The sequence below is a fragment of the Albidovulum salinarum genome (assembly GCF_025673475.1).
Classification (GTDB): domain Bacteria; phylum Pseudomonadota; class Alphaproteobacteria; order Rhodobacterales; family Rhodobacteraceae; genus Albidovulum; species Albidovulum salinarum.
This window is the reverse complement of the sequence record NZ_JAOVQO010000018.1, coordinates 1-21,907: the sequence shown is the minus strand read 5'-3', so window position 1 is coordinate 21,907 and position 21,907 is coordinate 1. Positions and strand designations below refer to the sequence as shown.

Here is a 21,907-nt window from a genome sequence, read left to right as displayed (position 1 = left end):
GGACTTGGGCCAGAGGAGAACGCCATGACCGATCTCAGCCATCTGGCCCGGCCCGGCGCCGAGATCGCGGTGCGGGTGACGCCGAAGGCCTCGCGCAACGCCGTCACGCTCGTCGATGGCGCGATCCGGGTGCAGGTCACCACCGTGCCCGAGGACGGCAAGGCCAATGCCGCGGTGGTGAAGCTGCTCGCGAGGGCGCTCGGTATCGCGAAGTCGCGGCTCACGCTGGTGCGCGGCGCCACCGCGCGCGACAAGCTCTTCCGGATCGAGGACTGACGCTCAGCCCTCCAGCCGCACCGGCTGGCCATGCGGCGTCGCGAGATAGGCCCGCTCCCAGTCGGCCCGGACCCGCTCGGCCTCGCCCCGCGCCGCCATGCCGGAGCGGTCGAGAAGCCCCTCCAGCGCCGCGAGCCAGGCCGCCCAGTAATCCGCCCCGCCGTCAAGTTCCCGCACCGCGCCGCGCGCCTTCAGCTCGGCGCCGAAGGCCGCGGTCCAGTCGGCCCAGCCGAAACGCCCGGCCTCGTTCAGCGCCACGGTCAGCGCGAAGAGCTGCGCCTGCCAGGGCTCGTCGAACTGCGCGGGCGTGGTCACGGCGCCTCCAGGTGGCTTTGCCAGAGGTCGAGCGTCACCTCGTCGCCGGGGCCCTCGGCCGCGCCCCAGAGATCGGCGGCGGCGAAGGCGACGGTGTAGAGCGTCTCGGGATTCTCGCCGAGCCCGTGGGCATTGGCATCCGGCAGCACATGCGGCCCGTGGACGAGCACCACCGTGCCGGTCTGGCCGGCGGCATAGGAGGGCAGGCGGGTATGCCCGCCCGCCACGAAGGCGTTCCGCGCCGGCAGTCGGGTCTTTACCCGGTCGCCGACGGCAAAGCGCGGGGCGGGGCCGGGCCGCGCATAGGGCACCCGGCGCGCGAGCGCGGCGCCGACCGCCTCGCCGCGCAAGGCGCGCGCGTGCAATGGCGCCGGATCGGCCCGGCCCGCGGCCAGTTCCGCCCGCGTCACAAGCCCCTTCGCGACGAGAAGGTCGGCAAGTGCGGCGAGCCATTTCTCGTAATAGGAGAAGCGCGCGTAATCCATCGGCGCGAGGCATTCGCGGGCATGGCGCGAGGTGTCGATGTTCCAGGCACCGAGCCCGCCCGCCGCGAGCGTCAGCGCGAGCGCCTTGCGATGCCACTCCGCGGCGAAGGGCGGCGCGTCCTGCGGCACGGGCACCACCGCGCCGTCGCCGTAGCGCCCGCCCATGTCATGGACCCGGCTCATGCCGGACGCTCCGGCAATCCGGTCCCGATCATCGAATCGCGGGTAACGAGCGCCGCCAGCGCCGCCTCGTCCAGCCCCTCGCTCCCCTCGGGCCGCATCGGCACCACGAGGTAGCGCACCTCGGCGGTCGAATCCCAGACCCGCACCCTCTGCCCCTCGGGCAGGGCGACACCGAACTCCGCGAGCACCTTGCGCGGCTCGCGCACCGCGCGGGCGCGGTAGGCGTCCGACTTGTACCAGGCCGGCGGAATGCCGAGAAGCGGCCACGGATAGCAGGAGCAGAGCGTGCAGACGACCATGTTGTGGGTCTCGGGCGTGTTCTCCACCGCGACGACATGCTCGCCCTGCCGGCCGGAAATGCCAAGCTCCGCGACAGCGGCGGTGGCGTCGGCCAGGAGCCGGTCGCGAAAGGCGGAATCGCTCCAGGCCCGCGCCACCACCCGCGCCCCGAGATGGGGGCCGACCTTCTCCTCATAGGTCTCCAGGATCGCGTCGAGCGCGGCCGGATCGACGAGCCCCTTCGCGGTGAGGATCGTCTCCAGCGCCTTCACCCTCAGCGCGGGGTCAGAGGGCAGCAGGGAATGTGGATGATCGGGGTCGTCATGGGGCATGCGCGAAGGATGGTCCTCCGGCCGGGCCTTGTCCAGCCTCGCGCGGGCGGGACGGGCGGGATGAATCGCTTGACCTCGCCCGGCTTTGGCCGTAAACGGCGCGAACGGAATTCGGGGGGCTGCCACGGCAGCGCCCATTGATGTTATCGGAACGCCGGGCGCAAGGCCCGAGAAACAAGGAACGAACCCATGTCGCGCGTTTGCGAACTGACCGGTAAGGGCCCGATGTCGGGCAACAACGTGAGCCACGCGAACAACAAGTCGCGCCGTCGTTTCCTGCCGAACCTTAACGATGTCACGCTGATCTCCGACGTGCTTGGCCAGTCGTACAAGCTGAAGATCTCGGCCGCGGCCCTGCGCTCGGTCGACCATCGCGGCGGGCTCGACGCCTTCCTCGCCAAGGCGAAGGACGAAGAGCTGTCGGCGAAGGCGCTGAAGATCAAGAAGGACGTCGCGAAGGCCCAGGCTGCCGCCTGAGCGGACCGTCTGACGTGACCCGAAACGGCCCCGCCCCGGCGGGGCCGCTTCGTTTTGTCCCTTTCCCTTCCCTGCGGAGCCGCCGTATCACGGGGCCATGACCCGGCCGACGTTCCGCTCCGCGCTGATCCTGACGCTCGCCCTCGCGCTCGCCGCGATGGGCGTCGCGGCCGCCGCCGCGCGCGGCCAGGTCCGGGCCGGGGGCGAGGCGCTCGTCCTCTGCTCCGGCGCGGGCCTTGTCCAGGTGCCGCGCGACGCGACCGGCGCGCCCTCCGGCCCCGCCCATCTCTGCCCCGACCTCGCGCTCGGCCTCCTCGCCGCAGTCACCGATCCCGCCCCTGCGGAAGCAGCGCGCCCCGTGACGCCGGTCAAGACAAGCCTGCCCGCGGCGAAGCGGGTGCCCGGCGCGGCCGCGCCTGCGCCCTTCGGCGCGCGGGGGCCTCCGGTTCCGGTGTGATCGCCCTTCGATGACACCGAAACCAGAGGAAATAACATGACATTCCTGAAATCCGCCCTGACCGCCGCCGCGGTCGCCTTCGCCCTTCCCGCCGCTGCCGCCGACACGATCGTCGTCAGCGACGCCTATGCCCGCTTCATGCCCGGTGCGATGGCCGGCGCCGCCTTCATGGTGATCGAGAACCAGGGCGACAGCGACGACCGCCTGATCGGCGTCGCCTCCGGCATCGCCGCCAAGACCGAGCTGCACACCCACACGATTGGCGCCGACGGCGCGATGCAGATGCACCCGATCGAGGGCGGCATCGCGCTCCCCGCCGGGGCGAGCCATGCGCTCGAACGCGGCGGCGACCATGTGATGTTCATGGGACTGGAAAGCCGCCCCGCCGAGGGCGAGACCGTCGCCGTCACGCTGACCTTCGAGGAGGCCGGCGAGGTCGCGGTCGAGATCCCGGTCGACAGCGCCCGCTAGGGCGCGCCGCCGGGGCAAAGCCCGGCCACCCAGTCGGGTACGATCCGGCTCGCCGGGCCGTGGCGAGTCTCGTCGAAGAGCTCCGCGTTCTCGGCGGGTTCGAGATTCAGCATCAGCGTCCGCGCGCCCGCCGCGCGGGCGGCACCGGCAAAGCCCGCTGCCGGATAGACCGTGCCCGAGGTGCCGATCGCGACAAAGAGATCGGCCGCCGCGAGTGCGGCGCCGATCGCCTCCAGATGGTGCGGCGTCTCGCCGAACCAGACCACGTCGGGGCGGGCCGCCTCCGCCCTGCAGGCGGGGCAGCGGTCCTCGGGCGCCATCTCCCGCGGCGCCGGCCAGCGGTGGCCGCAGGCGGCGCAGCGCGCGGTCAGATGGCTGCCGTGCATGTGGATCACCGGAGCGCTGCCGGCCTGCTCGTGCAGGTCGTCGACATTCTGGGTGACTAGCGTCACCTCGCCCTCCCAGTCGCGCTGCAGCCGCGCCAGCGCCAGATGCGCCGGGTTGGGCTTCGCCGCCCGCACCCGCTCGCGCCGCCAGTTGTAGAAATCGAGCACGAAACCTGGATCGCGCGCGAATCCCTCGGGCGTCGCGAGGTCGCGCCAGTCGTAGCGCGACCAGAGCCCGCCGACATCGCGGAACGTGCCGAGCCCGCTCTCGGCCGAGATCCCCGCGCCGGTCAGGATCACGATATGGGCACCGGGTTTTGACATCCTGTCGTCCTTCTGGCATCGCCCGGGGCCGGGAGGCCCACGATGCACCGTATACTCTTCGTCTGTCTCGGCAACATCTGCCGTTCGCCCGCCGCCGAGGCGGTCTTCGCCGCCCGCGCCGCCGCCGCCGGGCTTGCGGTGGCGGTCGACAGCGCCGGCACCGGCGGCTGGCATGTCGGCAATCCGCCGCATCCGCCGATGGTCGCCGCCGCCCTGCGGCGCGGCTACGACCTCTCTGGCCTGCGCGCCCGGCAGGCCGTGGTGGGCGACTTCACCGCCTTCGACCTCATCCTCGCGATGGACGGCGTCAACCACGCAGCACTCGAGGCGCTCCGTCCCCGCGGCAACGCCACCCCGCTCGCACTCTTTCTCGACGGCGTGGCGGGCTCCGCGCCGCGCGACATGCCCGATCCCTATTACACCGGCGATTTCGACACCGTGCTCGACCTCGTCGAAGCCGGCGCGGACGCGCTCATCGCCCGGCTACTCCACAGGGGGTGAGGCGACGATACCCTATTCCCCGGAAAACTGTCGCCGCGCATGATACAATCCCGCCCTCAACAATCACACAAGGGAGGACGGGACATGGGATTTTATCTGTTTCAGGGAAGCTACGCGCCAGCCGCGATCAAGGCGATGATCGAGAAGCCGCAGGATCGCAGGGCCGCTGCCGCGAAGATGATCGAGGCGATCGGCGGCAAGCTGCATCACATGTTCTTCTGCTTCGGCTCGGATGACATCGTCGCGCTGGTCGAGGCGCCCGACGACAAGGCGATGATCGCCGGCTCGATGCTGGTCGGGGGGTCCGGCTCGATGTCCGCAGGCCGCACCACCAAGCTCATCTCGATCGAGGACGCGATGGCCGCGATGAAGGCGGCCCAGGACGCGGCCCCCTCCTTCAAGTCGGCGCTCGACTGAAACGGGACCGGGCGAATGGCGCCCGGTCACCGCTCTCGGGACAGATGATGGTGCGACGCTCAGCCGACCAGCTTGGCTGGGTAACCCTCGGCCTTGAGCGCGGTCAGGATCGCCTCGGGCGCCGAGGTGGTCTTCACCTCGGCGGTTTTGGCGGCGACATTGACGACCACGTCGGCATTGCTGTCGAGGTCGATGATCGTGCGCTCGACCACGGCCTTGCAGTGTCCGCAGCTCATGTCCGGGATGAGGAACTTCATCGCTTTTACCCTTCGCTTTGCCGCATAGATCGGCCCGCGCGACGCCGCCGTCAAGGGCTCAGGCTGCGACGCGGCGCATCCGCTCGGCGACGATGCGTTCGGCGACGGCGTTCGGGCCGACCCCCTCGGCCGCGGCGGCGCTCAGGATTGCCTCCATCGTGCCGTCGAGCGCGTCGAGCTTGGCCGCGACCCAGCTCTGCCGGTCGGCGATCTTCAGGATCTCGGCCGCGACATTGATGATGCCGCCGCCATTGGCGACGAAATCCGGGGCGTAAAGGATGCCGCGCGCCGCCAACCGCGCGCCGTCCTCGGGCGTCGCGAGCTGGTTGTTGGCACCGCCCGCCACCGCGGAGACCCGCAGCTCGGGGATCGTCCCCTCGTTGAGGATGCCGCCGATCGCGCAGGGCGCGAAGATGTCGGCGCCCGCGCTGTAGATCTCGCTCTCGGCCACCGCCTCGGCCGACCATTCCGCGACCGCTCCGGCAACGCGCGCCGGGTCGATGTCGGTGACGATCAGCCGCGCCCCTTCGCCGTGGAGCAGCGCGCAGAGATGCCGCCCGACGTTGCCAAGCCCCTGTACCGACACCGTCAGCCCGTCGAGATCCGCGCGCCCGAACCGGTGCTGCGCCACCCGCCGGACCGCGTTGAAGACGCCGCGCGCGGTCACCGGCGAGGGATCGCCGGAGGCGAACGCCCCGCCCGCGAGCCCGGCGACGTAAGCGGTCGTCTCGGCCAGCACGGCCATGTCGGCGGTCGTCATCCCCATGTCCTCGGCGGTCCAGTATCGGCCCGAGAGCGTCTCGACCGCGCGGCCCATCGCGCGCAGCAGTTCCGGCGTCTTGTCGCGCGCCGGATCGCCAAGGATCACCGCCTTGCCGCCGCCGAGCGGCAGGTCCGCCGCCGCGTTCTTGAAGGTCATCCCGCGCGAGAGCCTGAGTACGTCGCCAAGCGCCTCGTCCTCGCTGCGGTAGACCCGCATCCTGAGCCCGCCCGCCGCCGGGCCGAGCGCGGTCGAATGCACGGCAATGAAGCCGACAAGCCCCGCCTCCCTGTCCTCGACGCGATAGACTTCCTCGTGCTCGGCGGTTTCGACCGGCGTGATCTGCATGGCAGGCTCCGTGAATGATGCGGAGTCCAGAATACCACCGCTCGCGCGGAGGTTTTCGCCAATATCCACCTTTGATGTTCTTTCATGTGGTGATATTAACTAAATGTAACGGTCAAGAAGGTAAAATTCCCCATGGACGCCATAGACCGCCGGATTCTCGCGGCTCTCCAGCGCGACGGTCGCCTCACCGTGACCGACCTCGCCGCCGAGATCGGCCTGTCGCAGACGCCCTGTGCCCGCCGTCTTGCCCGACTCGAATCCGAAGGCGTGATCGAGGGCTATTCGGCGCGGATCGACCAGCACCGGGTCGGCCTGCCGGTCTCGATCTTCATCTGGGTCGAGCTGGAAAAGCAGTCGAAGGACGCGATCGAGGCCTTCGAACGCGCGGTGAGGGGCTTCGACCGGGTGATGGAATGCCACCTGATGACCGGATCGCGCGACATCCTGATGCGGGTGGTGGCGGCCGACCTCGCCGATTTCGACCGCTTCCTCGAGGAAAAGCTGATGCGGGTGCCGGGCATCCGCTCGACCCGCTCCTCCTTCGCGCTCCGCGCGATGGTCAAGCGCCAGGTCCTGCCGGTCGGGTGAGCGCCGGGCGGTGGCGGCCCGGATGTGCTATAGTCGCGGCTCGGGCCAGCGCGGCCTTGCGAAATCGAACATAGGGGGACGAAATGACCGCAATCCTCACGAAGCCGGCGGTTCTGACTGCCGTTATCCTGGCGCTCGCGGGTCCTGTATGGGCGGACGACGCGGCGATGACCGAAGAGGTCGTGCACCGTCATCTGGCGGCCTTCGGGGCGGGCGACATGGACGCCATGCTCGCGGACTTTACCGACACGTCGGTGATGATTGCCAACGGCACGGTCATGACCGGCCCCGAAGAGATGCGCCCCGCCTTCGAGGCCTTCTTCGCCGAGTTCGGCAAGCCCGACGTTGTCTTCGAGATGACCGGCGAGGTCTACAACGGGCGGATCGGCTACATTACCTGGCACGCCGACACGCCCGACAATACCTACGAGACCGGCACCGACACCTTCCTTGTCGAGGATGGCAAGATCGTCGCCCAGACCTTCACGGCCAAGATCACGCCGAAATGAGCGCGACCGTCAGCCGGTGATCCGGAACTCCCCGTCAGGTGCTGTGGCGGGATCGGCGGCTTCGGTCCAGACGTCGGTGACCTGGGCCGCGCCGGGGCCCTCGCTCATCGCCGCGACCATCTCCTCGACGGCCGCCTCGGGCCCCGCGACCAGCGCTTCCACCGAGCCGTCGCCGCGGTTGCGGACCCAGCCCCTGAGGCCGAGAAGCCCCGCCTCGGAGCGCGCCCAGGCGCGGTAGGCGACGCCCTGGACATGGCCGGTGACACGCACGCTGTAGGCAATCTCCTTCATCGCTTGCTCTTTCTCTGGCGGCCGGGCCGGTCGCCCCTCTAACATAGCACGAAACACTCCAAAGTGCGTGGCCGCCAGGGGGGCAGGAAACATGAAGATCGTCCGGACCGATTGCGAACTCGAAACGCCGCAGCTCGATGCCGAGCTGCGCCGGCGCGGCGAACTCGTGCTCCTGCCCGAGGGCGTGAGCGAGGCCGCACTCGCCGCCGAGGTCGCCTCGGCCGACCTCCTCGTGATGTGCTACACCCCGGTGACCGCCGCGGTGATCGCCGCCGCGACCCGGCTCAGGGGCATCGTCAAATACGGCGTCGGCATCGACGCGATCGACATCCCCGCGGCGATCGCGAAGGGCATCCCGGTCGTCAACATCCCCGAATATGCCGAGGAGACGGTGGCCGAGGGCGCCTTCACCCTGATGATCGCTCTCGCGAAGAAACTGGTGCCGCTTGACCGCCAGATGCAGGCCGAGGGCTGGGCCTGGCCCACGGCGCGCTGGATGGGCAGCGACATCGCCGGCAAGACCGTGGGCATCGTCGGGCTGGGCCGCATCGGCAAGAGCTTCGCGCGGATGGCGGGGCAGGGGTTCCGCGCCCGCGTGATCTCCTTTACGCCAGGCATGAGCGCCGAGGAGATGGCCGCGCACGGGGTCGAGAAGGTCGATGACCTGCACGAGATGCTGGCGCAATCCGATTTCGTCTCGCTCCACTGCACCCTGAACGAGATGACCCGCCACATCATCGGCGCGGCGGAACTCGCCGCGATGAAACCCGCGGCCTTCCTCATCAACTCCTCCCGCGGCGCGCTCGTCGACGAGGCGGCGCTGGTCGCCGCGCTGACCGAGGGCCGGATCGCCGGCGCCGGCCTCGACGTCTTCTCTTCCGAACCACTGAGCCTTTCCGGCCACCTCATGAGCCCGCTCTTCAGGCTCCCGAACGTCCTGCTGCTGCCGCACCTGACCTTCTACACGGCCGAAGCGATGGAGCGGCTCGAACGCGAGACGCTGGAGCGCTGCGACGAGGCCCTCTCCGGCCGCCCGCTCCTGGTGAAATCCCGCGACCCTCGGCTCAGGGCGCAGGAACAGGGCGTGCGCTTCGGGTGAGGCCGAGGGCCAGTGATCCGCCCGCCGCGCGACCGGCGGGCGGCATCCTTGCTCAGGCGTATTTCCGGATCTCGCCGCGCGCGAGCCGTGCCCGGTAGTCGTCCATCTCGCGCCGGACGATCGGGGCGAGGAAGTAGAGCCCGAGGATGTTCGGAACGCAGATCAGGAACACGAGCGCGTCCGAGATGTCGAGGATCGGGCCGAGCTGGACGACGCAGCCGAGGGCCACGAAGGCGCAGAAGATCAGCTTGTAGACCGTCTGCCCGGCATCGCCCTCGCCGAAGAGGTAGGTCCAGCCCTTCAGGCCGTAATAGGACCACGAGATCATCGTCGAGAAGGCGAACAGGAGCGCCGCGAAGGCCAGAGGCAGCGGGAACCAGCTCAGCTGCCGCTCGAACGCCGCCGAGGTCATGGCGACCCCGGTCGCCTCGCCGGCGAAGCCCGGATCGGCGACCTGGCTCGTGCCGATCACCATCGCGGTGATGGTGCAGATCACGATCGTGTCGATGAAGGGCTCGAGAAGCGAGACATAACCTTCCGTCACCGGCTCGTCGGTCTTGACCGCCGAATGGGCGATCGAGGCCGAGCCGATGCCGGCCTCGTTCGAGAAGACCGCGCGCTGGAAGCCGATGATCAGCGCGCCCAAGGCGCCGCCCGCGACCCCCTCGCCGGTGAAGGCGCCGGTGAAGACATTGGCAATGGCCTCCGGGATCGCGGTGAAGTTCATCAGGATCACGATGATCGCGAAGACGCAGTAGAAGACCGCCATGAAGGGCACGATCTTCTCGGTAACGCGCGCGATCGACTTGATGCCGCCGATGATCACGGCGAAGACCACCGCGGCGAGGATCAGCCCGATCAGCCAGCCATAGCCGTCAAGCCGGCCGCCCGCGACGGTGTTGAGCTGCACATAGGCCTGGTTCGACTGGAACATGTTGCCGATGCCGAGCGCGCCGACGAAGATGCCGATGGCGTAGAAGGTACCGATGACCTTGCCGAAGCCTTCCATGCCGCGTTCGGCGAAGCCCTTCGACAGGTAGTACATCGGCCCGCCCGAGACCGAGCCGTCGGGGTTCTCGTTGCGGTACTTCACGCCGAGCGTGCATTCGACGAACTTCGTCGACATGCCGAGGAAGCCCGCGAGAATGAGCCAGAACGTCGCCCCCGGCCCGCCGACGGTCACGGCGACCGCGACGCCGCCGATGTTGCCGATGCCCACGGTGCCCGAAACGGCGGTGGCCAGCGCCTGGAAGTGGCTGACCTCGCCCGCGCTATCCGGGTCGGCATAGTCGCCGCGAACCAGCTCGATCGCGTGCTTGAAACCGCGCAGGTTCACGAAGCCCATGTAGAAGGTGAAGAACACCGCCCCCGCGACGAGCCAGAGGACGACGAGCGGCAGGCCGGCGCCGAAGAGGGTGACCTTGAAGAAGACGATCTGCCCGATCAGGGTCGCGAGCGGGGCGGTGAGGTTGTTGATGGTTTCGTCGATGCCCGCGGCGAGCGCGGGCGACGGCAGGACGGCGAGAGGCAGCAGGGCTGCGATCAGACGCGACATGGTTCCTCCGTTTCCTTGGTTTCGCTTTCGGGCCGGACCCCGAGGGCCGCAGTCGGGCCCCTAGGGCACGACCATGACCGGCACCGTCGCGAGCTGGACCAGGTTGCCCGCGACGCTGCCGAAGAGCATCGCCTTGAGCCCGCTCTGGCCCTGCTTGCCGATGACGATCTGCGCCGCGCCGTGTTCCTCCGCGATCTCGGCGAGGGTCTTTGCCGGATGGCCGTGCTGGACGATCCCCTCGCAGTCGATCCCGGCCGCCCTGAGCCTGGCCAGCGCCGGATCGACGATGGTGGCGCGGGCCCGCTCGATCTCGGATTCCCGCCTGGTGTGCCGCAGGGCGTTTTCTTCCGGCGTGTTGAACGAGTAGGGCGACCATTCGATGACATAGGCGACGAGCACCCGCGCACCGGATTTCCCCGCCCGCTCCATCGCGTGGTCGAGTGCCCGGGCCGAGCCGGGGCTGCCGTCTGTCGCTAGCAAAACCGTATTGCTCATCGGTCCTCCCTTGGTTGCGGTCAAGTGAGTTGGGGCGGCTGATCGCTGCCGCCCGGATCATGAGATTTGGTATCCGGCAACCGTAGCGGGTGGGGATTCCCGATGTTAGGGCCAGACTGCGAGGCATCCTGAGTCCAGAATGGGGCGCCGTTTGGGGTGCGGCGGCTCCTTTTCCGGCCGGCGCTTCGCGGTCTTGCGCGGGCGGCGGGGCAGGGGGGCCGCGCCCCGCGTGGCCGCCCTCGATCCGGGCCGGAGCGCGGAGATGATGGCCGCGCGGGGGGCGAAAAGGTCGATGACCTGCGCGCCTTCCTGCTGCGGGCGGATGTCGTCCCGCTTCGCTGCACGCTCAAGGATACGACGCGGCACATCATCGGCAGGGCGGAGCTCGCCGCGATGAAACCCGCTTCCGCCCTCATCAACTCCTCCCGGGTGCGGACGCTGGACCGCTGCGACGAGGCACTCTCCGGCTGGCCGGGCCTCGCGATATCCCGCGCCCCGCGGCTCAGGACGCAGGGAACCCGCGCGCGCTTCGCCTGGATCCCGTTCGGGCCGGGGCGATCCGCACCGCGGCCCTGCGCCTCCCCTCCCCCTGGTGGGGAGGGGATGGGAGTCGGGGGCAAGCCGGTAGCGGCAGGGTCACATCCGCCCCGATCCTCCCCGAGACCGCCCCGCCCGCCGGGGCTTGCGGGGCTCGGCGCCATACGCCAGTCTCTGGCCGCAAGTGACGCAGACCAGGGGGGCGCATGGTTCCGTTCTTTCTCACGCTGGCGAGGCTCTTCCGCGCGATCCGGCGATCGTGGGGCGATCCGGCCTTCCGAACGACGGTGACCCTCGTGTTCGCGACGGTCCTCAGCGGCACCGTTTTCTACCACAATGTCGAGGGCTGGAGCTGGCTCGACGCGCTCTACTTCTGCGTGGCGACGATGTCGACGGTCGGTTACGGCGACTTCGCCCCCCAGACCGATGCGGGCAAGATCTTCACCATCGCCTTCATGCTGCTCGGCATCGGCCTCTTCGTGGCACTCGTCGGCCAGATCGCCAACGCGCTCATCCGCCGCAAGGAGTGACGCAGCCGCAGCGCGGACCCTTCTCCCCCATTGACCGCCCGCCATTTCCCGCGCATATCCGCGCCATCATGACCGAGCTCGCCCAGATCCGCAATTTCTCCATCGTGGCCCATATCGACCACGGCAAATCCACCCTTGCCGACCGGCTGATCCAGCTGACCGGGACCGTCGCCGAACGCGACATGAAGTCCCAGCTGCTGGACTCGATGGATATCGAGCGAGAACGCGGCATCACCATCAAGGCCAACACCGTCCGCATCGAGTACCCGGCGAAGGACGGCAAGACCTACATCCTCAACCTGATCGACACGCCGGGCCATGTCGACTTCGCCTACGAGGTCTCGCGCTCGATGCGCGCCGTCGAGGGCTCGCTCCTCGTCGTCGACGCGACGCAAGGTGTCGAGGCCCAGACGCTGGCCAACGCCTACCAGGCGATCGACGCCGACCACGAGCTCGTCCCGGTCCTCAACAAGATCGACCTGCCCGCCTCCGAGCCCGAGAAGGTCAAGGCCGAGATCGAGGACGTGATCGGCATCGACGCCTCGCAGGCCGTGCCGATCTCCGCCAAGACCGGCATCGGCATCCCCGACGTGCTCGAGGCCATCGTCGCCCGCCTGCCGGCCCCGAAGGGCGACCGCAGCGCCCCCTTGAAGGCGATGCTCGTCGATTCATGGTACGACCCCTACCTCGGCGTCGTCGTCATGATCCGCGTGATGGACGGCGTGATCCGCAAGGGCGACCGCATCAAGATGATGCAGACTGGCGCGCTCTACGGCGTCGACAAGCTCGCCGTCCTGAAACCGCAGATGGTCGACATCGCCGAACTGGGCCCGGGCGAGATCGGCGTCTTCACCGCCTCGATCAAGCAGGTCCGCGACACCCGCGTCGGCGACACCATCACCCATGAGAAGAAGCCCTGCGACAAGGCGCTCCCCGGCTTCAAGCCCGCGCAACCCGTGGTCTTCTGCGGCCTCTTCCCGGTCGACGCCGCCGATTTCGAGGCCCTTCGCGACGCCATCGAGAAGCTCGCCCTCAACGACGCCAGCTTCTCCTACGAGATGGAGACCTCGGCCGCCCTCGGCTTCGGCTTCCGCATGGGCTTTCTCGGCCTCCTCCACCTCGAGGTCGTCCGCGACCGGCTCGAGCGTGAATACGATCTCGACCTCATCACCACCGCGCCCTCGGTGGTCTTCAAGCTCCACATGCGCGACGGCGAGGTGCGCGAGCTCCACAACCCCGCCGACATGCCCGACCTCACCTACGTCGACCATATCGAGGAGCCGCGGATCAAGGCGACGATCATGGTCCCCGACGACTACCTCGGCGACGTGCTGAAGCTCTGCCAGGACCGCCGCGGCATCCAGATGGACCTGACCTATGCCGGCTCCCGCGCGATGGTGGTCTACGACCTGCCGCTGGCCGAGGTCGTCTTCGACTTCTACGACCGGCTGAAATCGGTGACCAAGGGCTATGCGAGCTTCGACTACCAGATGCTCGAATACCGCGAGGACAACCTCGTGAAGATGTCGATCCTCGTCAACGACGAGCCGGTGGACGCGCTCTCGATCATGGTCCACCGCGACCGCGCCGAGAGCCGCGGCCGGGTGATGTGCGAGAAGCTGAAGGAGCTGATCCCGCGCCACATGTTCAAGATCCCGGTCCAGGCCGCGATCGGCGGCCGCGTAATCGCGCGCGAGACCATCGCCGCGATGCGCAAGGACGTGACCGCGAAATGCTACGGCGGCGACGTGACCCGGAAGAAGAAGCTGCTGGAGAAGCAGAAGGCCGGCAAGAAGAAGATGCGCCAGTTCGGGAAGGTCGAGATCCCGCAGTCGGCGTTCATCTCGGCGTTGAAGATGGATTCCTAGGCCAAACTGTATGCAGCGTAAAACTACTTTTATTGTTGGCGCTGGAGCGAGCGCGGAGTTTAAGTTTCCTACGGGTCGAAAGTTGGTTTCGGAAATTGAGCAGATTTGTGATCTGCGTACCGATGACTTCGGAAGGCCGATTTCGGGTGATGGCCTTCTGTGGCGGGCTTTCGAAATCTTACCCCAAAGTGACGGAAAGCGTTGGAATCCTAATGGTTTGGCTCGGGTCGCTACCAAAGTTCGTCAGAACATGGGGCTCGCTCCTTCTATTGATAATTTTTTGGATTCGCGGCGAGGGCAGGAAGGATGGTCAGAGGTCGGTAAACTCGCCATCGCTCGATCAATATTGGATGCGGAGCGTTCTTCGGAATTGTGGTTTGACTTTCGTCACACAAATGATGGTCCGAGTTTTGCGCGGTTCCCTGAGAATTGGCTTACAGAGTTATTTAGGATTCTGGTCACGCGAAAGGACAAGGAAGATTTTTGCATTGCGTTAGCATCCTGTAGATTCATAACCTTCAACTACGATCGGGTTATTGAGCAATTCTTTCATCAATCGATCAAGAGTTACTTCGATTTGAGCGATATGGAAGTCGACGAATTATGTCGCACTCACCTTTCGGTAGTCCATGTTTATGGAGGGCTCGGAGAGGTTAGCTGCCATAAATCAAGATATTTTGGAAGAAATGACGATGCGCAATACCTTGTCGAGGCGGCGTCAAAAATAAAGACCTTTACAGAGGGCGTTCATGATTCGGAACAGATTGCTCTGGCAAAGGATTGGATAAGGGACTGCAAGACTCTTATATTCTTGGGATTTAGCTTTCTACCTCTAAACATAAGGATCTTGGGACCTAACAAGGGTGATAGGTACTCAAAAGGTCGCGTTTTGGGGACATCGTTTGGAATGTCGGCAGATAATCTGCAGATAGCAAGAAACATACTGCGGCATGAGTGGTACGGAGGCGCGGACTATGACCTTGAGTTTCATGAGGTTGGAGCTGGCGAACTGATCTGGCGCCACTCGATGTTTCTATCGGAAGCAGATCTGAGAAATTAGCAAACCGTAGTGCGGGATTCAGCCCGCCATGTCCCGAACATCACCGCCCCTCCCGCCCGATTTGTCCCCCGACAAATCGGGCCGCGCCTGCCTGCCCCCGGCAGGCGCGTTACCGCGCCAGCCCAGGCAGGCGCGCCCCGATTTCCGAACGCACGGCGCTACCCGATACCCCCACCCGGCCCGGTCGTTGCCGACCGGGCGTTCGGCGTTTCAATCGCTCCTCTGGAGCGATTGATCGGGCCGAGGCCCGACCACGCCTCACCCTCCGGCTCACGGCTCCGGCCAATCGGACCGGGCGCGGGTCCACTGGACCCGCACCTGCCGGTCCTCCGGGCGCCCGCTTCCCTTGCGTCACTTTGTCCAAGCGTCCGGCCCGCCCCGCCGCTGCTAGCCTGCCGCGCGGTGAAGGGGAGGCCCGCCATGTCGTCACGCGATCACCTGCCGCTCGTCTATGCCTGCTCGGGCTGTTCCAGTGCCGCGCAGATGGCCAATCACCTCGCGATCCGGCTCGACCGGCAGGGGCTCGCCGAGATGTCCTGCATCGCCGGCGTCGGCGGCGACGTGCCGAAGCTGGTCAGAACCGCGAAATCCGGCCGCCCCATCGTCGCCCTCGACGGCTGCGCGCTCTCTTGCGTGAAGAACTGCCTCGCCCGCCACGGTGTCGCCGCCACCCGCTACCATCTCCTCTCCGACCTCGGGGTGCGCAAGCGCTACGGCACCGATTTCGACCCCGAGGAGGCCGAGCAGGTCCTCGCCCGGATCGCCGCCGGCCTCACGCCCGAGGCGCGGGCCTGAGCGCCCGCTGTCGGGACGCGTGCTGTACGGAAGGCAGACGCAGGCTGCACGGAAAGCCGCCCGCCGCCGGCCCGATTTCCGCCCGATTGTGGAGCTACCTTGTCGGGGTCAACCGGGAGGACCGACATGGCCAAATTCCTCGTCGCCGGGATCCTCATCCTCGGCCTTTACGCGCTCCACGACAGCCAGAAACCGGGCTCGAGCTTCCGGCTGACCCCGGCTTCCGCCCCGAAAATCAAGGCCTCCTCGGCCGTCTCAGGCATCGGCGCTTCGGCCGCCGGCCTCGCCGGCCGGATCGCCAACTGAGCCCGTTCAGATCCCCGACTGAACGTCCTGCGCCGCCGAACTGATCGCGTCGCCGGCGGTTCCAATGTCCCGCCCCGCGCCCTTGACCGTCTCGCAGGCGGCGAGCGCGAGAAGCGCGAGGAGTGGCAGTGTCAGGCGCAGCATCGTCATCTCTCCATGTTCGATACCGTGCAATTCTGGGCACTTAGCGGCCGCATTACAAGGGTAGAATCAGGGTGTTAAGCAGCTGTTAACCAAGGGCGCGCATGGTGGCGCCATGCGTCTCATGCCCGCCCTCCTCCTCCTCGCCGCCTGCGCCTCGCCCTCGCCGGGCATGTTCGGCGCGATCCGCGACGAGGTGACGAAGGGCGGGATCCGCTTCGTCGTCTACCACGCCGGCAGCCGGGCCGAGGTGGTGCGGATGGGCTATCTCACCCGCGCCGAACGGGCGCCGGTGCCAAGGCTGATGGAGGAAGCGGCGGCGGAGGTCACGGGCTGCCGGGTGGTCTCCAATTCGATGGTCACGCAAATCCCCGGCGACACCGGCGTGGCGTGGTTCGATCTCGATTGCTAGGCATCAGGCGAGAAACGCCCGCAACGCCGCCTCGAATTCCCGCGGCTTGTCGGCATGCAGCCAGTGCCCCGCGCCGGGGATCTTAGCGAACCGGGCATTCGGAAAGAGCCGCTTGGTCTCGGCCCGATGCTCGGGGAGAACGTAGTCGGACTGCGCTCCGGCGAGCATCAGCGTCGGCCCCTCGAACCGGCCTCCGGTGCCGGGCCAGCCGGTGACCTTGTCCATCTCGCGCCCGAGCACGTCGAGATTGAGCCGCCAGCGCGGCGCATCGCCCTTCAGGTCGAGCGATTGCAGCAGGAAGGCGCGCACGCCGGGATCCGCGACCGCGCCCGCGAGCCGCTTGTCCGCCTCCGACCGCGCCTCGATCCCGTTGAGATCGAGCCCCTGCATCGCCTCGACCAGCGGCACCTGGCTGTGGCCATAGGCGACCGGCGAGATGTCGGCCACGACCAGCCGGTGGACGAGGTCGCCGCGGGTGAGCGCGAGTTGCATCGCCGCCTTGCCGCCCATCGAATGGCCGACGAGGTCGACCGGGCCGCCGATCGCCTCGATCACCTCGGCGAGGTCGCCGGCCATCTCGGGATAGCCGTGGCGCTCGGCGCGGAAGCTTTCGCCGTGATTGCGCATGTCGACCGCCACGACGCGGCGGTCGAAGCCGAGACGGCGCTGGATCGCGCCCCAGTTGCGCGCCGAGCCGAAGAGCCCATGCACGATGAGAAGCGTCGGAAGCGCGGTCGGAGCGCCGTGATCGGTGAAGGTCAACATGCCCCTTCCTAGCCGAGCGTCGCGCCGGCTTCCAGTGCGTTGCGGGCCGGGCGCTGGCGCGGTAGTCTGGTCGGCGGAGGGGAAGACATGCGTGACGCGACCGTGCACGAGAAGGCCGGGCGGATCGCCGATTTGCTCGAGGACCGGCTCAGGATCCGGGGCGACGGACTCGCCGAGAAGCTGCGGCGCGGCGGGCGTGGCCTGTCGCGGAAGTTGCGCCGCGATGCCGGCTACCTGGCCCGCGCCGCCGAGGAGGACCAGGTGCCGAAGCTCCGGGTGCGGCTCGACCACGAGCGGATCGCCGCAGCCTATCACCGCTGCCGGCGCGAGCTCGAGCCGATCGGCGCCGGGCTGCGCCGCAAGGCGCTTTTCCTGGACATTCTGACCGGGATCGCGACGGGGCTGCTCGTCACCGCCCTTGTGGTTGCGGCGCTCCTGTCGTGGCGGGGTTTCCTGTGACCGCGTCGCCGGCGGCGGGCGCCATGGCCCCGAGAACGCTTCGGTAGACCAGCGTCACGGTGACGAAGCTCACGTAGAGCAGCAGGTACCACGACCCGAGCTTCGCGAAGGAGACGCGGTCGAGCGGGTTCTGCCCGGCATAGAGCCAGGTTCCGGTTCCGGTGCCGACATTCTCGGCGATCCAGAGGAAAAAGCTGGTCAGCAGGGCCGCGACCGGCAGCGGCATCCAGTAGTCGCGCTCGCCGATCCGGAACCAGATCCGGGTGCGGGCGAAAAGCAGGACCGTCGCGGCGAAGAGGACCAGGCGGATGTCGGGCAGGTAGTGGTGGGCGAAGAAGTTGACGTAGATCGCCGCCGCCAGCGCGACCGTCATCCAGTAGGGCGGATAGGGGGTGAAACGCATCTGGAAGATCCGGATCACCCGCGCCATGTAGCTGCCGACCGAGGCATACATGAAGCCCGAAAAGAGCGGCACGCCCCAGAGCTTCAGGAGACCGGGCTCGGGATAGCTCCAGGATCCCGCGCCGGTCTTGAAGATCTCCATCGCGGTGCCGGTGAGGTGGAAGAGCAGGATCACCTTCGCCTCGTTCCAGGTCTCGAGCCGCGCCCAGAGAAAGAGCGCCTGCACCGATACGGCGAAGATCAGGAGCGCGTCGTAACGCTGGAGAGCCCAGTCCGGCTGCCAGACCGCCCTGCTGACGATGAGCGCGGCCAGAAGGAGCCCGCCGAAGAGCGAGGCCCAGCCCTGCTTCAGGATGAACATCACGAATTCCGCGAGGCCATGCGGCAGGCGGGCGCGCATCCAGACGCCAAGCGCGCGTTCGATCTGATGGGTGCCACCGGTCATCATCGGGCGTTGATGGCACGAAGCGCGGGCGCTGTCGCCCCCTTGCTGCGGTTCCCGATGCGGAATGCGCGGCCTGACTTCCGTCCGGCTTCACTTGCGACATGCCCGAAGTTCGTGCAGCGTGATCTGGAGCGCGCGCTCGCGCCATGCGAAGGGAGGCACGCAATGGCGAAAGGATACTGGATCGGCCACATCACAGTGACGGACCCTGCGGCCTACGAGCGTTACAAGGCGGCGAACGCGATTCCGTTCGACAAGTACGGCGGGCGCTTCATCGTCCGGGGTGGCAGGTTCGAGTGCCTCGCGGGCAAGGCGCGCGAGCGGCACGTCGTCATCGAGTTCGACAGCTTCGAGGCGGCACTGGCCTGTTACAACTCACCCGAGTACCGGGATGCCCAGAAATGGCAGACCGCATCCAGCGACAACGACATCATCGTGGTCGAGGGGATCTGATCCGGGGTGCCGTCGGCTTTGCCGCGCCTGTGGCTGCGAACGGTCGGATCGCCGAAGCCATCCCGCCCGAGGGCGTGCTTCGGGCGCAAACCCGTTAAATGACCGCGTCCCGCCGACGGTTCGGCATCACCGCGGTACAAGCGCCTCAAGCTCGGGCAGCAGGACCACGCTTTCCTGCTCGTTCGGATCGGTGCGCGCGATCACTGCGACGGCGGGCTCCGTTCCGTCGTTGAAGGGCAGATGCGGCGTGTCGGCGGGGATGTAGATCAGGTCGCCCGCATTCGTTTCCATGACATGTTCCAGCTTCTCACCCCAGTACATCCTCGCCGAGCCGGAGATCACATAGATCGCGGTTTCGTGGGATTCGTGCTTGTGTGCCTTGGCGCGACCACCCGGAGGGATCGTCAGAAGGTGCATGCAGACGCCCTGGCTACCGACGGTCTCCTTCGCGATGCCCTCGAAGTAATCGAAACCCTGCTTGCCCGAATAGATCCCGCCGGGCCGCAATTTCACGCAATTTCCCATCCTGACGCCCTTTCAGCTTTTCCGCATATCGGTCGAGGATAGGTGATTGGCAGCGCGCGGCGTAGGAAAATCGGGGCGAGGGCCGGGATGTGAGGAGGCTGCGCTCGGTATGGTCCGGAACGAATTGCGGCCCCCAAACGACAAGGGCATGTCCGCAAGTCGTGTGGGTCCGGTTTGAGCCCGGAAAGGTGGTCCTACCGCAATTTGCAGAGCGTTTAGACCGTCAATCCGGCCTTGCGGAACCCCTCGAGCCAGCGCTCCCCGTCTTCCGGCCGGGCGCACATCCGACAACAGTTCTGTGCGACAACGCGCGCGTCCCAGCCTTTCGGCCGCCGCGCCTCCAGATCGCGCAACGCGGCTGCGGCCTCCTTCGTTCGCCCGAGATGAGCCAGCGCGGCCGCCTTCGCGAGCCTCATGTGGATCGCCGGATCGGGCCAGCCGACGAACTGCTCCAAGGCTGCCTCGTAGCGGCCTAGCATGAAATTGATGTCGAACAGATCTTCCCGGAAGGTAAATCCTTTGAACGGATCCCGCAGCATGGCGAGCTCGACCAGTTCAAGGGCGTCGCGATGGTCGCCCAGGAGCGTCATCGTCTCGGCGCCATGCACCATTGTGACAAAGCTGTTGGGATTCAGCGCCATTGCTCGCTGCAGGTGATGCCGCGCGCTCGGGTGCTCGCCGATCAGCGCATAAGCCTTGGCAAGCTCGACATGGACATCCGACTCGCCTGAAATCAGCCGCGACGCAGCCGCCGCGTGGCGCTGCACCTCCGCGGCCACCTCCGATAACGGTAGCGCCTGCGTGAAGGCCTCGTAGGCCCGATGGGCGGCCAGCTTCGCGTGGGCTTCCGCGAAGCTCGGATCGAGCTCGACCGCCCTTTCCAGGAGTCTCCGGATCTCGGGAGAAGTGCTGTCGCTCAGATACAGCCAGTCGGACCGGCGCACCAGATCATGGGCGTCGATGTCGTTCGGCGGCTTGCGCAACGACTCGACCCGGTCGGCGGTCGCGACATGGCCCCCGACCATGGTCGCGACGCTGGCGGCGATCTCGTCCTGCAGCGCGAAGATGTCGGCAATCTCGCGGTCGTAGCGGTCGGACCAGAGATGGCCCGCCGTCTTGGCGTCGATGAGTTGGGCCGAAATCCGCACCCGGTTGCCAGCCTTGCGCACACTGCCCTGGACGAGAAAGCGAACCCCCAGCTTCTCGCCGACATCGACCGGGTCGACCTCCCGCTCGCGGAAGGCGAAGGATGAGTTCGACGCAATCACGAAGAGCGATCGGAAACGGTTGAGCTCGGTAATGATGTCCTCGGTGATACCATCAGAGAAGTATTGCTGCGCCGGGTCGCCGCTGAGATTGGCGAAGGGCAGCACCGCGATACCGCGCTTCGCAGCCGCCGGCGCGCCGGGCGAGGCCGGTCCGGTGTCGGCGCCATTCTCCTCCGCCAGCCGCTCGTCGCGAAGCCAGTCCTCGAAGGCGGGGTCGCGGAGGGAAAAGCCGGCCAGCAGCTCCTCGCCGGGCGCACCGGCGTCGAGCACGATACACTCGGGCTTCAGGGCCACCGCCTCATCCGAGGTGTGCAGTGCCATGCCCGCCTTCGCCCCGAGAACCTTGCGCAGCCCGGTCAGCACCTGTCGAAGCGAGGCGCGCTCCTGGGCCTCGGCCCGGTCGGACCAGAGGAGCGCGACGATTTCCTCCCGGCTCCGCGCCCGCCCAAGAGGCCGCGCAAGATAGGCAAGAAGCGCCTTCGCCTTCTGGGACCTGATCGGAATTTCGGCACCGCCCGCATCGGTCAGCGAGAAGCGCCCAAAAAGGCTCAAGCGAAGCATGGTTTGGTTCGGCTGCGCGAAATAACGATCATCAGGATATTATTAACGGCGAAATCACGTTTGTCCTAGCGCTCGCAAGTGCCCACTCACGACCGCGCTGACGGGACAATCACAGGCGACGTGGAGACTGATCTTCGTTGGTGCGGCGGACCAGCCGTCGCTTCCCAAAAGGAGAAGTCAGATGCTGCACGAGATACTTTATGACGCAACAGTTCCCGGCGCATTTATGAACGCGCTCGATGCCGCGAAAGAGCGTGACCGGCAGAACAAACGGTATCTCAATAACGAATGCCGTTTCGAAAAGTCGGTCAGGGGCGTGCATCCCTCCGCGCGACTTTCTGGGCAAGGATCCGGTCGCTCTACATCCGCCCCGCACAGGGCGACGTACGCCAGATGCCGGCAGAGTAAAAATGCTTCTTCGAGGAACATCAAACGTCAGGTTCGTCCTTCGAACCGGACCATTGCGCGTTGTGCCCCCAAAGACAAAGCCCCCGCGTTGTCGCGGGGGCCTTGCCGTGTTCGGGTCTCGCCGGGCTCAGAGGCTCGGGTAGAGCGGGAAGCGGGCGCAGAGGGTC

At 67.2% G+C, this 21,907-nt stretch carries 32 protein-coding genes; 18 read left to right on the top strand and 14 right to left on the bottom strand.

The features are described from left to right. Window positions 1–24 precede the first annotated feature (24 nt). A complete protein-coding gene (locus tag OEZ60_RS17550; RefSeq protein ID WP_263339019.1) occupies window positions 25–276 on the top strand; it encodes a DUF167 domain-containing protein in 252 nt (83 codons plus the stop codon). Window positions 277–279: 3 nt separating this feature from the next. On the opposite strand, the gene OEZ60_RS17545 is transcribed toward OEZ60_RS17550, so the two are convergent. The 3 genes from OEZ60_RS17545 to nthA are packed head-to-tail and all read right to left on the bottom strand — an operon-like array spanning window position 280 to window position 1,870. Beyond that, window positions 280–591 (bottom strand): nitrile hydratase accessory protein, encoded by a 312-nt coding sequence (locus tag OEZ60_RS17545; RefSeq protein WP_263339017.1) that lies wholly within the window; start codon window positions 589–591, stop codon window positions 280–282. After that, entirely contained in the window at window positions 588–1,259 is a 672-nt protein-coding gene (gene nthB, locus OEZ60_RS17540) for a nitrile hydratase subunit beta (protein WP_263339015.1), read from the bottom strand. Before nthB ends, OEZ60_RS17545 begins: the two co-directional genes overlap by 4 nt. Further along, window positions 1,256–1,870 carry a nitrile hydratase subunit alpha gene (gene nthA, locus OEZ60_RS17535; protein WP_263339014.1) on the bottom strand — a complete coding sequence of 205 codons (615 nt, stop codon included), beginning with the start codon at window positions 1,868–1,870 and terminating at the stop codon, window positions 1,256–1,258. Before nthA ends, nthB begins: the two co-directional genes overlap by 4 nt. Before the next feature lie 189 nt (window positions 1,871–2,059). Here nthA and rpmB point away from each other — a divergent pair, with 189 nt between their 5' ends. The 3 genes from rpmB (at window position 2,060) to OEZ60_RS17520 (ending at window position 3,275) form a co-directional block, all read left to right on the top strand. Beyond that, entirely contained in the window at window positions 2,060–2,347 is a 288-nt protein-coding gene (gene rpmB / locus OEZ60_RS17530; RefSeq protein WP_263339012.1) for a 50S ribosomal protein L28, read from the top strand. A 97-nt stretch (window positions 2,348–2,444) separates the two neighbouring features. Continuing rightward, window positions 2,445–2,804, top strand: coding sequence for a hypothetical protein (locus tag OEZ60_RS17525; protein WP_263339010.1), 360 nt, complete (start codon window positions 2,445–2,447; stop codon window positions 2,802–2,804). Between the two features lie 36 nt (window positions 2,805–2,840). Continuing rightward, on the top strand, window positions 2,841–3,275 hold the full coding sequence (locus OEZ60_RS17520; RefSeq protein ID WP_263339008.1) for a copper chaperone PCu(A)C: 435 nt from the start codon (window positions 2,841–2,843) through the stop codon (window positions 3,273–3,275). On the opposite strand, the gene OEZ60_RS17515 is transcribed toward OEZ60_RS17520, so the two are convergent. Further along, on the bottom strand, window positions 3,272–3,985 hold the full coding sequence (locus OEZ60_RS17515) for an NAD-dependent deacylase (RefSeq protein ID WP_263339006.1): 714 nt from the start codon (window positions 3,983–3,985) through the stop codon (window positions 3,272–3,274). The genes OEZ60_RS17520 and OEZ60_RS17515 overlap by 4 nt on opposite strands. Window positions 3,986–4,027: 42 nt before the next feature. On the opposite strand from OEZ60_RS17515, the gene OEZ60_RS17510 reads away from it, so the two are divergent. Together OEZ60_RS17510 and OEZ60_RS17505 are read left to right on the top strand one after the other, a co-directional pair. Next, window positions 4,028–4,486, top strand: a complete 459-nt coding sequence (locus tag OEZ60_RS17510) for a low molecular weight protein-tyrosine-phosphatase (protein ID WP_263339004.1) — start codon at window positions 4,028–4,030, stop codon at window positions 4,484–4,486. An 84-nt stretch (window positions 4,487–4,570) separates the two neighbouring features. Beyond that, window positions 4,571–4,903 (top strand): GYD domain-containing protein, encoded by a 333-nt coding sequence (locus OEZ60_RS17505; protein WP_263339002.1) that lies wholly within the window; start codon window positions 4,571–4,573, stop codon window positions 4,901–4,903. Window positions 4,904–4,962: 59 nt separating this feature from the next. Here the strand turns inward: OEZ60_RS17505 and OEZ60_RS17500 are convergent, their stop codons facing one another. Together OEZ60_RS17500 and OEZ60_RS17495 are read right to left on the bottom strand one after the other, a co-directional pair. After that, the gene (locus OEZ60_RS17500; protein WP_263339000.1) at window positions 4,963–5,160 is read right to left on the bottom strand and encodes a heavy-metal-associated domain-containing protein; all 198 of its coding nucleotides are present in this window, start codon (window positions 5,158–5,160) and stop codon (window positions 4,963–4,965) included. A gap of 58 nt (window positions 5,161–5,218) precedes the next feature. After that, entirely contained in the window at window positions 5,219–6,268 is a 1,050-nt protein-coding gene (locus OEZ60_RS17495) for a Glu/Leu/Phe/Val family dehydrogenase (RefSeq protein ID WP_263338998.1), read from the bottom strand. Between the two features lie 132 nt (window positions 6,269–6,400). On the opposite strand from OEZ60_RS17495, the gene OEZ60_RS17490 reads away from it, so the two are divergent. Together OEZ60_RS17490 and OEZ60_RS17485 are read left to right on the top strand one after the other, a co-directional pair. After that, window positions 6,401–6,856: an Lrp/AsnC family transcriptional regulator gene (locus tag OEZ60_RS17490; RefSeq protein ID WP_263338996.1), complete on the top strand. Its 456-nt coding sequence runs from the start codon at window positions 6,401–6,403 to the stop codon at window positions 6,854–6,856. 83 nt (window positions 6,857–6,939) lie between these two features. Further along, a complete protein-coding gene (locus OEZ60_RS17485; protein ID WP_263338994.1) occupies window positions 6,940–7,365 on the top strand; it encodes a nuclear transport factor 2 family protein in 426 nt (141 codons plus the stop codon). 9 nt (window positions 7,366–7,374) lie between these two features. Here OEZ60_RS17485 and OEZ60_RS17480 read toward each other — a convergent pair whose 3' ends face one another. After that, on the bottom strand, window positions 7,375–7,656 hold the full coding sequence (locus OEZ60_RS17480; RefSeq protein WP_263338992.1) for an acylphosphatase: 282 nt from the start codon (window positions 7,654–7,656) through the stop codon (window positions 7,375–7,377). Between the two features lie 91 nt (window positions 7,657–7,747). Here OEZ60_RS17480 and OEZ60_RS17475 point away from each other — a divergent pair, with 91 nt between their 5' ends. Beyond that, on the top strand, window positions 7,748–8,755 hold the full coding sequence (locus OEZ60_RS17475; RefSeq protein WP_263338990.1) for a C-terminal binding protein: 1,008 nt from the start codon (window positions 7,748–7,750) through the stop codon (window positions 8,753–8,755). A 52-nt stretch (window positions 8,756–8,807) separates the two neighbouring features. On the opposite strand, the gene OEZ60_RS17470 is transcribed toward OEZ60_RS17475, so the two are convergent. Together OEZ60_RS17470 and OEZ60_RS17465 are read right to left on the bottom strand one after the other, a co-directional pair. Continuing rightward, complete coding sequence (locus tag OEZ60_RS17470; protein WP_263338988.1) at window positions 8,808–10,310, bottom strand: alanine/glycine:cation symporter family protein; 1,503 nt, start codon at window positions 10,308–10,310, stop codon at window positions 8,808–8,810. Between the two features lie 60 nt (window positions 10,311–10,370). Beyond that, window positions 10,371–10,805 (bottom strand): universal stress protein, encoded by a 435-nt coding sequence (locus OEZ60_RS17465; protein ID WP_263338986.1) that lies wholly within the window; start codon window positions 10,803–10,805, stop codon window positions 10,371–10,373. A gap of 156 nt (window positions 10,806–10,961) precedes the next feature. Between OEZ60_RS17465 and OEZ60_RS22305 the strand changes: the two genes are divergently transcribed. From OEZ60_RS22305 to OEZ60_RS17440, 6 genes are all read left to right on the top strand, one after another. Then, complete coding sequence (locus OEZ60_RS22305; protein WP_411709810.1) at window positions 10,962–11,633, top strand: NAD(P)-dependent oxidoreductase; 672 nt, start codon at window positions 10,962–10,964, stop codon at window positions 11,631–11,633. Beyond that, window positions 11,549–11,872 (top strand): potassium channel family protein, encoded by a 324-nt coding sequence (locus OEZ60_RS17460; RefSeq protein ID WP_263338984.1) that lies wholly within the window; start codon window positions 11,549–11,551, stop codon window positions 11,870–11,872. Before OEZ60_RS22305 ends, OEZ60_RS17460 begins: the two co-directional genes overlap by 85 nt. A 68-nt stretch (window positions 11,873–11,940) precedes the next feature. Next, complete coding sequence (gene lepA / locus OEZ60_RS17455) at window positions 11,941–13,740, top strand: translation elongation factor 4 (protein ID WP_263338982.1); 1,800 nt, start codon at window positions 11,941–11,943, stop codon at window positions 13,738–13,740. A gap of 10 nt (window positions 13,741–13,750) precedes the next feature. Next, window positions 13,751–14,800 (top strand): SIR2 family protein, encoded by a 1,050-nt coding sequence (locus tag OEZ60_RS17450; protein WP_263338981.1) that lies wholly within the window; start codon window positions 13,751–13,753, stop codon window positions 14,798–14,800. 420 nt (window positions 14,801–15,220) lie between these two features. After that, window positions 15,221–15,595, top strand: a complete 375-nt coding sequence (locus tag OEZ60_RS17445) for a putative zinc-binding protein (RefSeq protein WP_263338978.1) — start codon at window positions 15,221–15,223, stop codon at window positions 15,593–15,595. 126 nt (window positions 15,596–15,721) lie between these two features. After that, window positions 15,722–15,901 carry a hypothetical protein gene (locus OEZ60_RS17440; RefSeq protein WP_263338975.1) on the top strand — a complete coding sequence of 60 codons (180 nt, stop codon included), beginning with the start codon at window positions 15,722–15,724 and terminating at the stop codon, window positions 15,899–15,901. Between the two features lie 6 nt (window positions 15,902–15,907). On the opposite strand, the gene OEZ60_RS17435 is transcribed toward OEZ60_RS17440, so the two are convergent. Then, window positions 15,908–16,045 carry an entericidin A/B family lipoprotein gene (locus OEZ60_RS17435; RefSeq protein ID WP_263338973.1) on the bottom strand — a complete coding sequence of 46 codons (138 nt, stop codon included), beginning with the start codon at window positions 16,043–16,045 and terminating at the stop codon, window positions 15,908–15,910. Window positions 16,046–16,166: 121 nt separating this feature from the next. Here OEZ60_RS17435 and OEZ60_RS17430 point away from each other — a divergent pair, with 121 nt between their 5' ends. Then, window positions 16,167–16,454 carry a hypothetical protein gene (locus tag OEZ60_RS17430; protein ID WP_263338971.1) on the top strand — a complete coding sequence of 96 codons (288 nt, stop codon included), beginning with the start codon at window positions 16,167–16,169 and terminating at the stop codon, window positions 16,452–16,454. Between the two features lie 3 nt (window positions 16,455–16,457). Here the strand turns inward: OEZ60_RS17430 and OEZ60_RS17425 are convergent, their stop codons facing one another. Beyond that, entirely contained in the window at window positions 16,458–17,219 is a 762-nt protein-coding gene (locus OEZ60_RS17425) for an alpha/beta fold hydrolase (RefSeq protein ID WP_263338969.1), read from the bottom strand. Between the two features lie 87 nt (window positions 17,220–17,306). On the opposite strand from OEZ60_RS17425, the gene OEZ60_RS17420 reads away from it, so the two are divergent. Continuing rightward, window positions 17,307–17,678, top strand: coding sequence for a hypothetical protein (locus OEZ60_RS17420; protein WP_263338967.1), 372 nt, complete (start codon window positions 17,307–17,309; stop codon window positions 17,676–17,678). Here the strand turns inward: OEZ60_RS17420 and OEZ60_RS17415 are convergent. Beyond that, the gene (locus OEZ60_RS17415) at window positions 17,629–18,525 is read right to left on the bottom strand and encodes a DUF817 domain-containing protein (RefSeq protein WP_263338965.1); all 897 of its coding nucleotides are present in this window, start codon (window positions 18,523–18,525) and stop codon (window positions 17,629–17,631) included. The two genes, OEZ60_RS17420 and OEZ60_RS17415, sit on opposite strands and share 50 nt — an antisense overlap. Window positions 18,526–18,690: 165 nt before the next feature. Between OEZ60_RS17415 and OEZ60_RS17410 the strand changes: the two genes are divergently transcribed. Beyond that, on the top strand, window positions 18,691–18,978 hold the full coding sequence (locus OEZ60_RS17410) for a DUF1330 domain-containing protein (RefSeq protein WP_263338963.1): 288 nt from the start codon (window positions 18,691–18,693) through the stop codon (window positions 18,976–18,978). Window positions 18,979–19,104: 126 nt separating this feature from the next. Here the strand turns inward: OEZ60_RS17410 and OEZ60_RS17405 are convergent, their stop codons facing one another. After that, window positions 19,105–19,503 carry a cupin domain-containing protein gene (locus OEZ60_RS17405; protein ID WP_290428762.1) on the bottom strand — a complete coding sequence of 133 codons (399 nt, stop codon included), beginning with the start codon at window positions 19,501–19,503 and terminating at the stop codon, window positions 19,105–19,107. Window positions 19,504–19,718: 215 nt separating this feature from the next. Further along, window positions 19,719–21,332, bottom strand: coding sequence for a hypothetical protein (locus OEZ60_RS17400; protein ID WP_263338956.1), 1,614 nt, complete (start codon window positions 21,330–21,332; stop codon window positions 19,719–19,721). Window positions 21,333–21,907: the final 575 nt, after the last annotated feature.

Bases quoted from the DNA above. Each gene is read 5' to 3' on its own strand.
- OEZ60_RS17515 (WP_263339006.1), bottom strand. From the start codon at position 3,985: ATGTCAAAACCCGGTGCCCATATCGTGATCCTGACCGGCGCGGGGATC.
- OEZ60_RS17450 (WP_263338981.1), top strand. From the start codon at position 13,751: ATGCAGCGTAAAACTACTTTTATTGTTGGCGCTGGAGCGAGCGCGGAG.
- OEZ60_RS17445 (WP_263338978.1), top strand. From the start codon at position 15,221: ATGTCGTCACGCGATCACCTGCCGCTCGTCTATGCCTGCTCGGGCTGT.
- OEZ60_RS17440 (WP_263338975.1), top strand. From the start codon at position 15,722: ATGGCCAAATTCCTCGTCGCCGGGATCCTCATCCTCGGCCTTTACGCG.
- OEZ60_RS17475 (WP_263338990.1), top strand. From the start codon at position 7,748: ATGAAGATCGTCCGGACCGATTGCGAACTCGAAACGCCGCAGCTCGAT.
- OEZ60_RS17495 (WP_263338998.1), bottom strand. From the start codon at position 6,268: ATGCAGATCACGCCGGTCGAAACCGCCGAGCACGAGGAAGTCTATCGC.
- OEZ60_RS17430 (WP_263338971.1), top strand. From the start codon at position 16,167: ATGCCCGCCCTCCTCCTCCTCGCCGCCTGCGCCTCGCCCTCGCCGGGC.
- OEZ60_RS17500 (WP_263339000.1), bottom strand. From the start codon at position 5,160: ATGAAGTTCCTCATCCCGGACATGAGCTGCGGACACTGCAAGGCCGTG.
- OEZ60_RS17420 (WP_263338967.1), top strand. From the start codon at position 17,307: ATGCGTGACGCGACCGTGCACGAGAAGGCCGGGCGGATCGCCGATTTG.
- OEZ60_RS17525 (WP_263339010.1), top strand. From the start codon at position 2,445: ATGACCCGGCCGACGTTCCGCTCCGCGCTGATCCTGACGCTCGCCCTC.
- OEZ60_RS17510 (WP_263339004.1), top strand. From the start codon at position 4,028: ATGCACCGTATACTCTTCGTCTGTCTCGGCAACATCTGCCGTTCGCCC.
- OEZ60_RS17480 (WP_263338992.1), bottom strand. From the start codon at position 7,656: ATGAAGGAGATTGCCTACAGCGTGCGTGTCACCGGCCATGTCCAGGGC.
- nthB (WP_263339015.1), bottom strand. From the start codon at position 1,259: ATGAGCCGGGTCCATGACATGGGCGGGCGCTACGGCGACGGCGCGGTG.
- OEZ60_RS17465 (WP_263338986.1), bottom strand. From the start codon at position 10,805: ATGAGCAATACGGTTTTGCTAGCGACAGACGGCAGCCCCGGCTCGGCC.
- OEZ60_RS17505 (WP_263339002.1), top strand. From the start codon at position 4,571: ATGGGATTTTATCTGTTTCAGGGAAGCTACGCGCCAGCCGCGATCAAG.
- OEZ60_RS17470 (WP_263338988.1), bottom strand. From the start codon at position 10,310: ATGTCGCGTCTGATCGCAGCCCTGCTGCCTCTCGCCGTCCTGCCGTCG.
- nthA (WP_263339014.1), bottom strand. From the start codon at position 1,870: ATGCCCCATGACGACCCCGATCATCCACATTCCCTGCTGCCCTCTGAC.
- OEZ60_RS17435 (WP_263338973.1), bottom strand. From the start codon at position 16,045: ATGCTGCGCCTGACACTGCCACTCCTCGCGCTTCTCGCGCTCGCCGCC.
- OEZ60_RS17415 (WP_263338965.1), bottom strand. From the start codon at position 18,525: ATGACCGGTGGCACCCATCAGATCGAACGCGCGCTTGGCGTCTGGATG.
- rpmB (WP_263339012.1), top strand. From the start codon at position 2,060: ATGTCGCGCGTTTGCGAACTGACCGGTAAGGGCCCGATGTCGGGCAAC.
- OEZ60_RS17400 (WP_263338956.1), bottom strand. From the start codon at position 21,332: ATGCTTCGCTTGAGCCTTTTTGGGCGCTTCTCGCTGACCGATGCGGGC.
- OEZ60_RS17410 (WP_263338963.1), top strand. From the start codon at position 18,691: ATGGCGAAAGGATACTGGATCGGCCACATCACAGTGACGGACCCTGCG.
- OEZ60_RS17405 (WP_290428762.1), bottom strand. From the start codon at position 19,503: ATGGGAAATTGCGTGAAATTGCGGCCCGGCGGGATCTATTCGGGCAAG.
- OEZ60_RS17425 (WP_263338969.1), bottom strand. From the start codon at position 17,219: ATGTTGACCTTCACCGATCACGGCGCTCCGACCGCGCTTCCGACGCTT.
- lepA (WP_263338982.1), top strand. From the start codon at position 11,941: ATGACCGAGCTCGCCCAGATCCGCAATTTCTCCATCGTGGCCCATATC.
- OEZ60_RS17520 (WP_263339008.1), top strand. From the start codon at position 2,841: ATGACATTCCTGAAATCCGCCCTGACCGCCGCCGCGGTCGCCTTCGCC.
- OEZ60_RS17490 (WP_263338996.1), top strand. From the start codon at position 6,401: ATGGACGCCATAGACCGCCGGATTCTCGCGGCTCTCCAGCGCGACGGT.
- OEZ60_RS17460 (WP_263338984.1), top strand. From the start codon at position 11,549: ATGGTTCCGTTCTTTCTCACGCTGGCGAGGCTCTTCCGCGCGATCCGG.
- OEZ60_RS17550 (WP_263339019.1), top strand. From the start codon at position 25: ATGACCGATCTCAGCCATCTGGCCCGGCCCGGCGCCGAGATCGCGGTG.
- OEZ60_RS17485 (WP_263338994.1), top strand. From the start codon at position 6,940: ATGACCGCAATCCTCACGAAGCCGGCGGTTCTGACTGCCGTTATCCTG.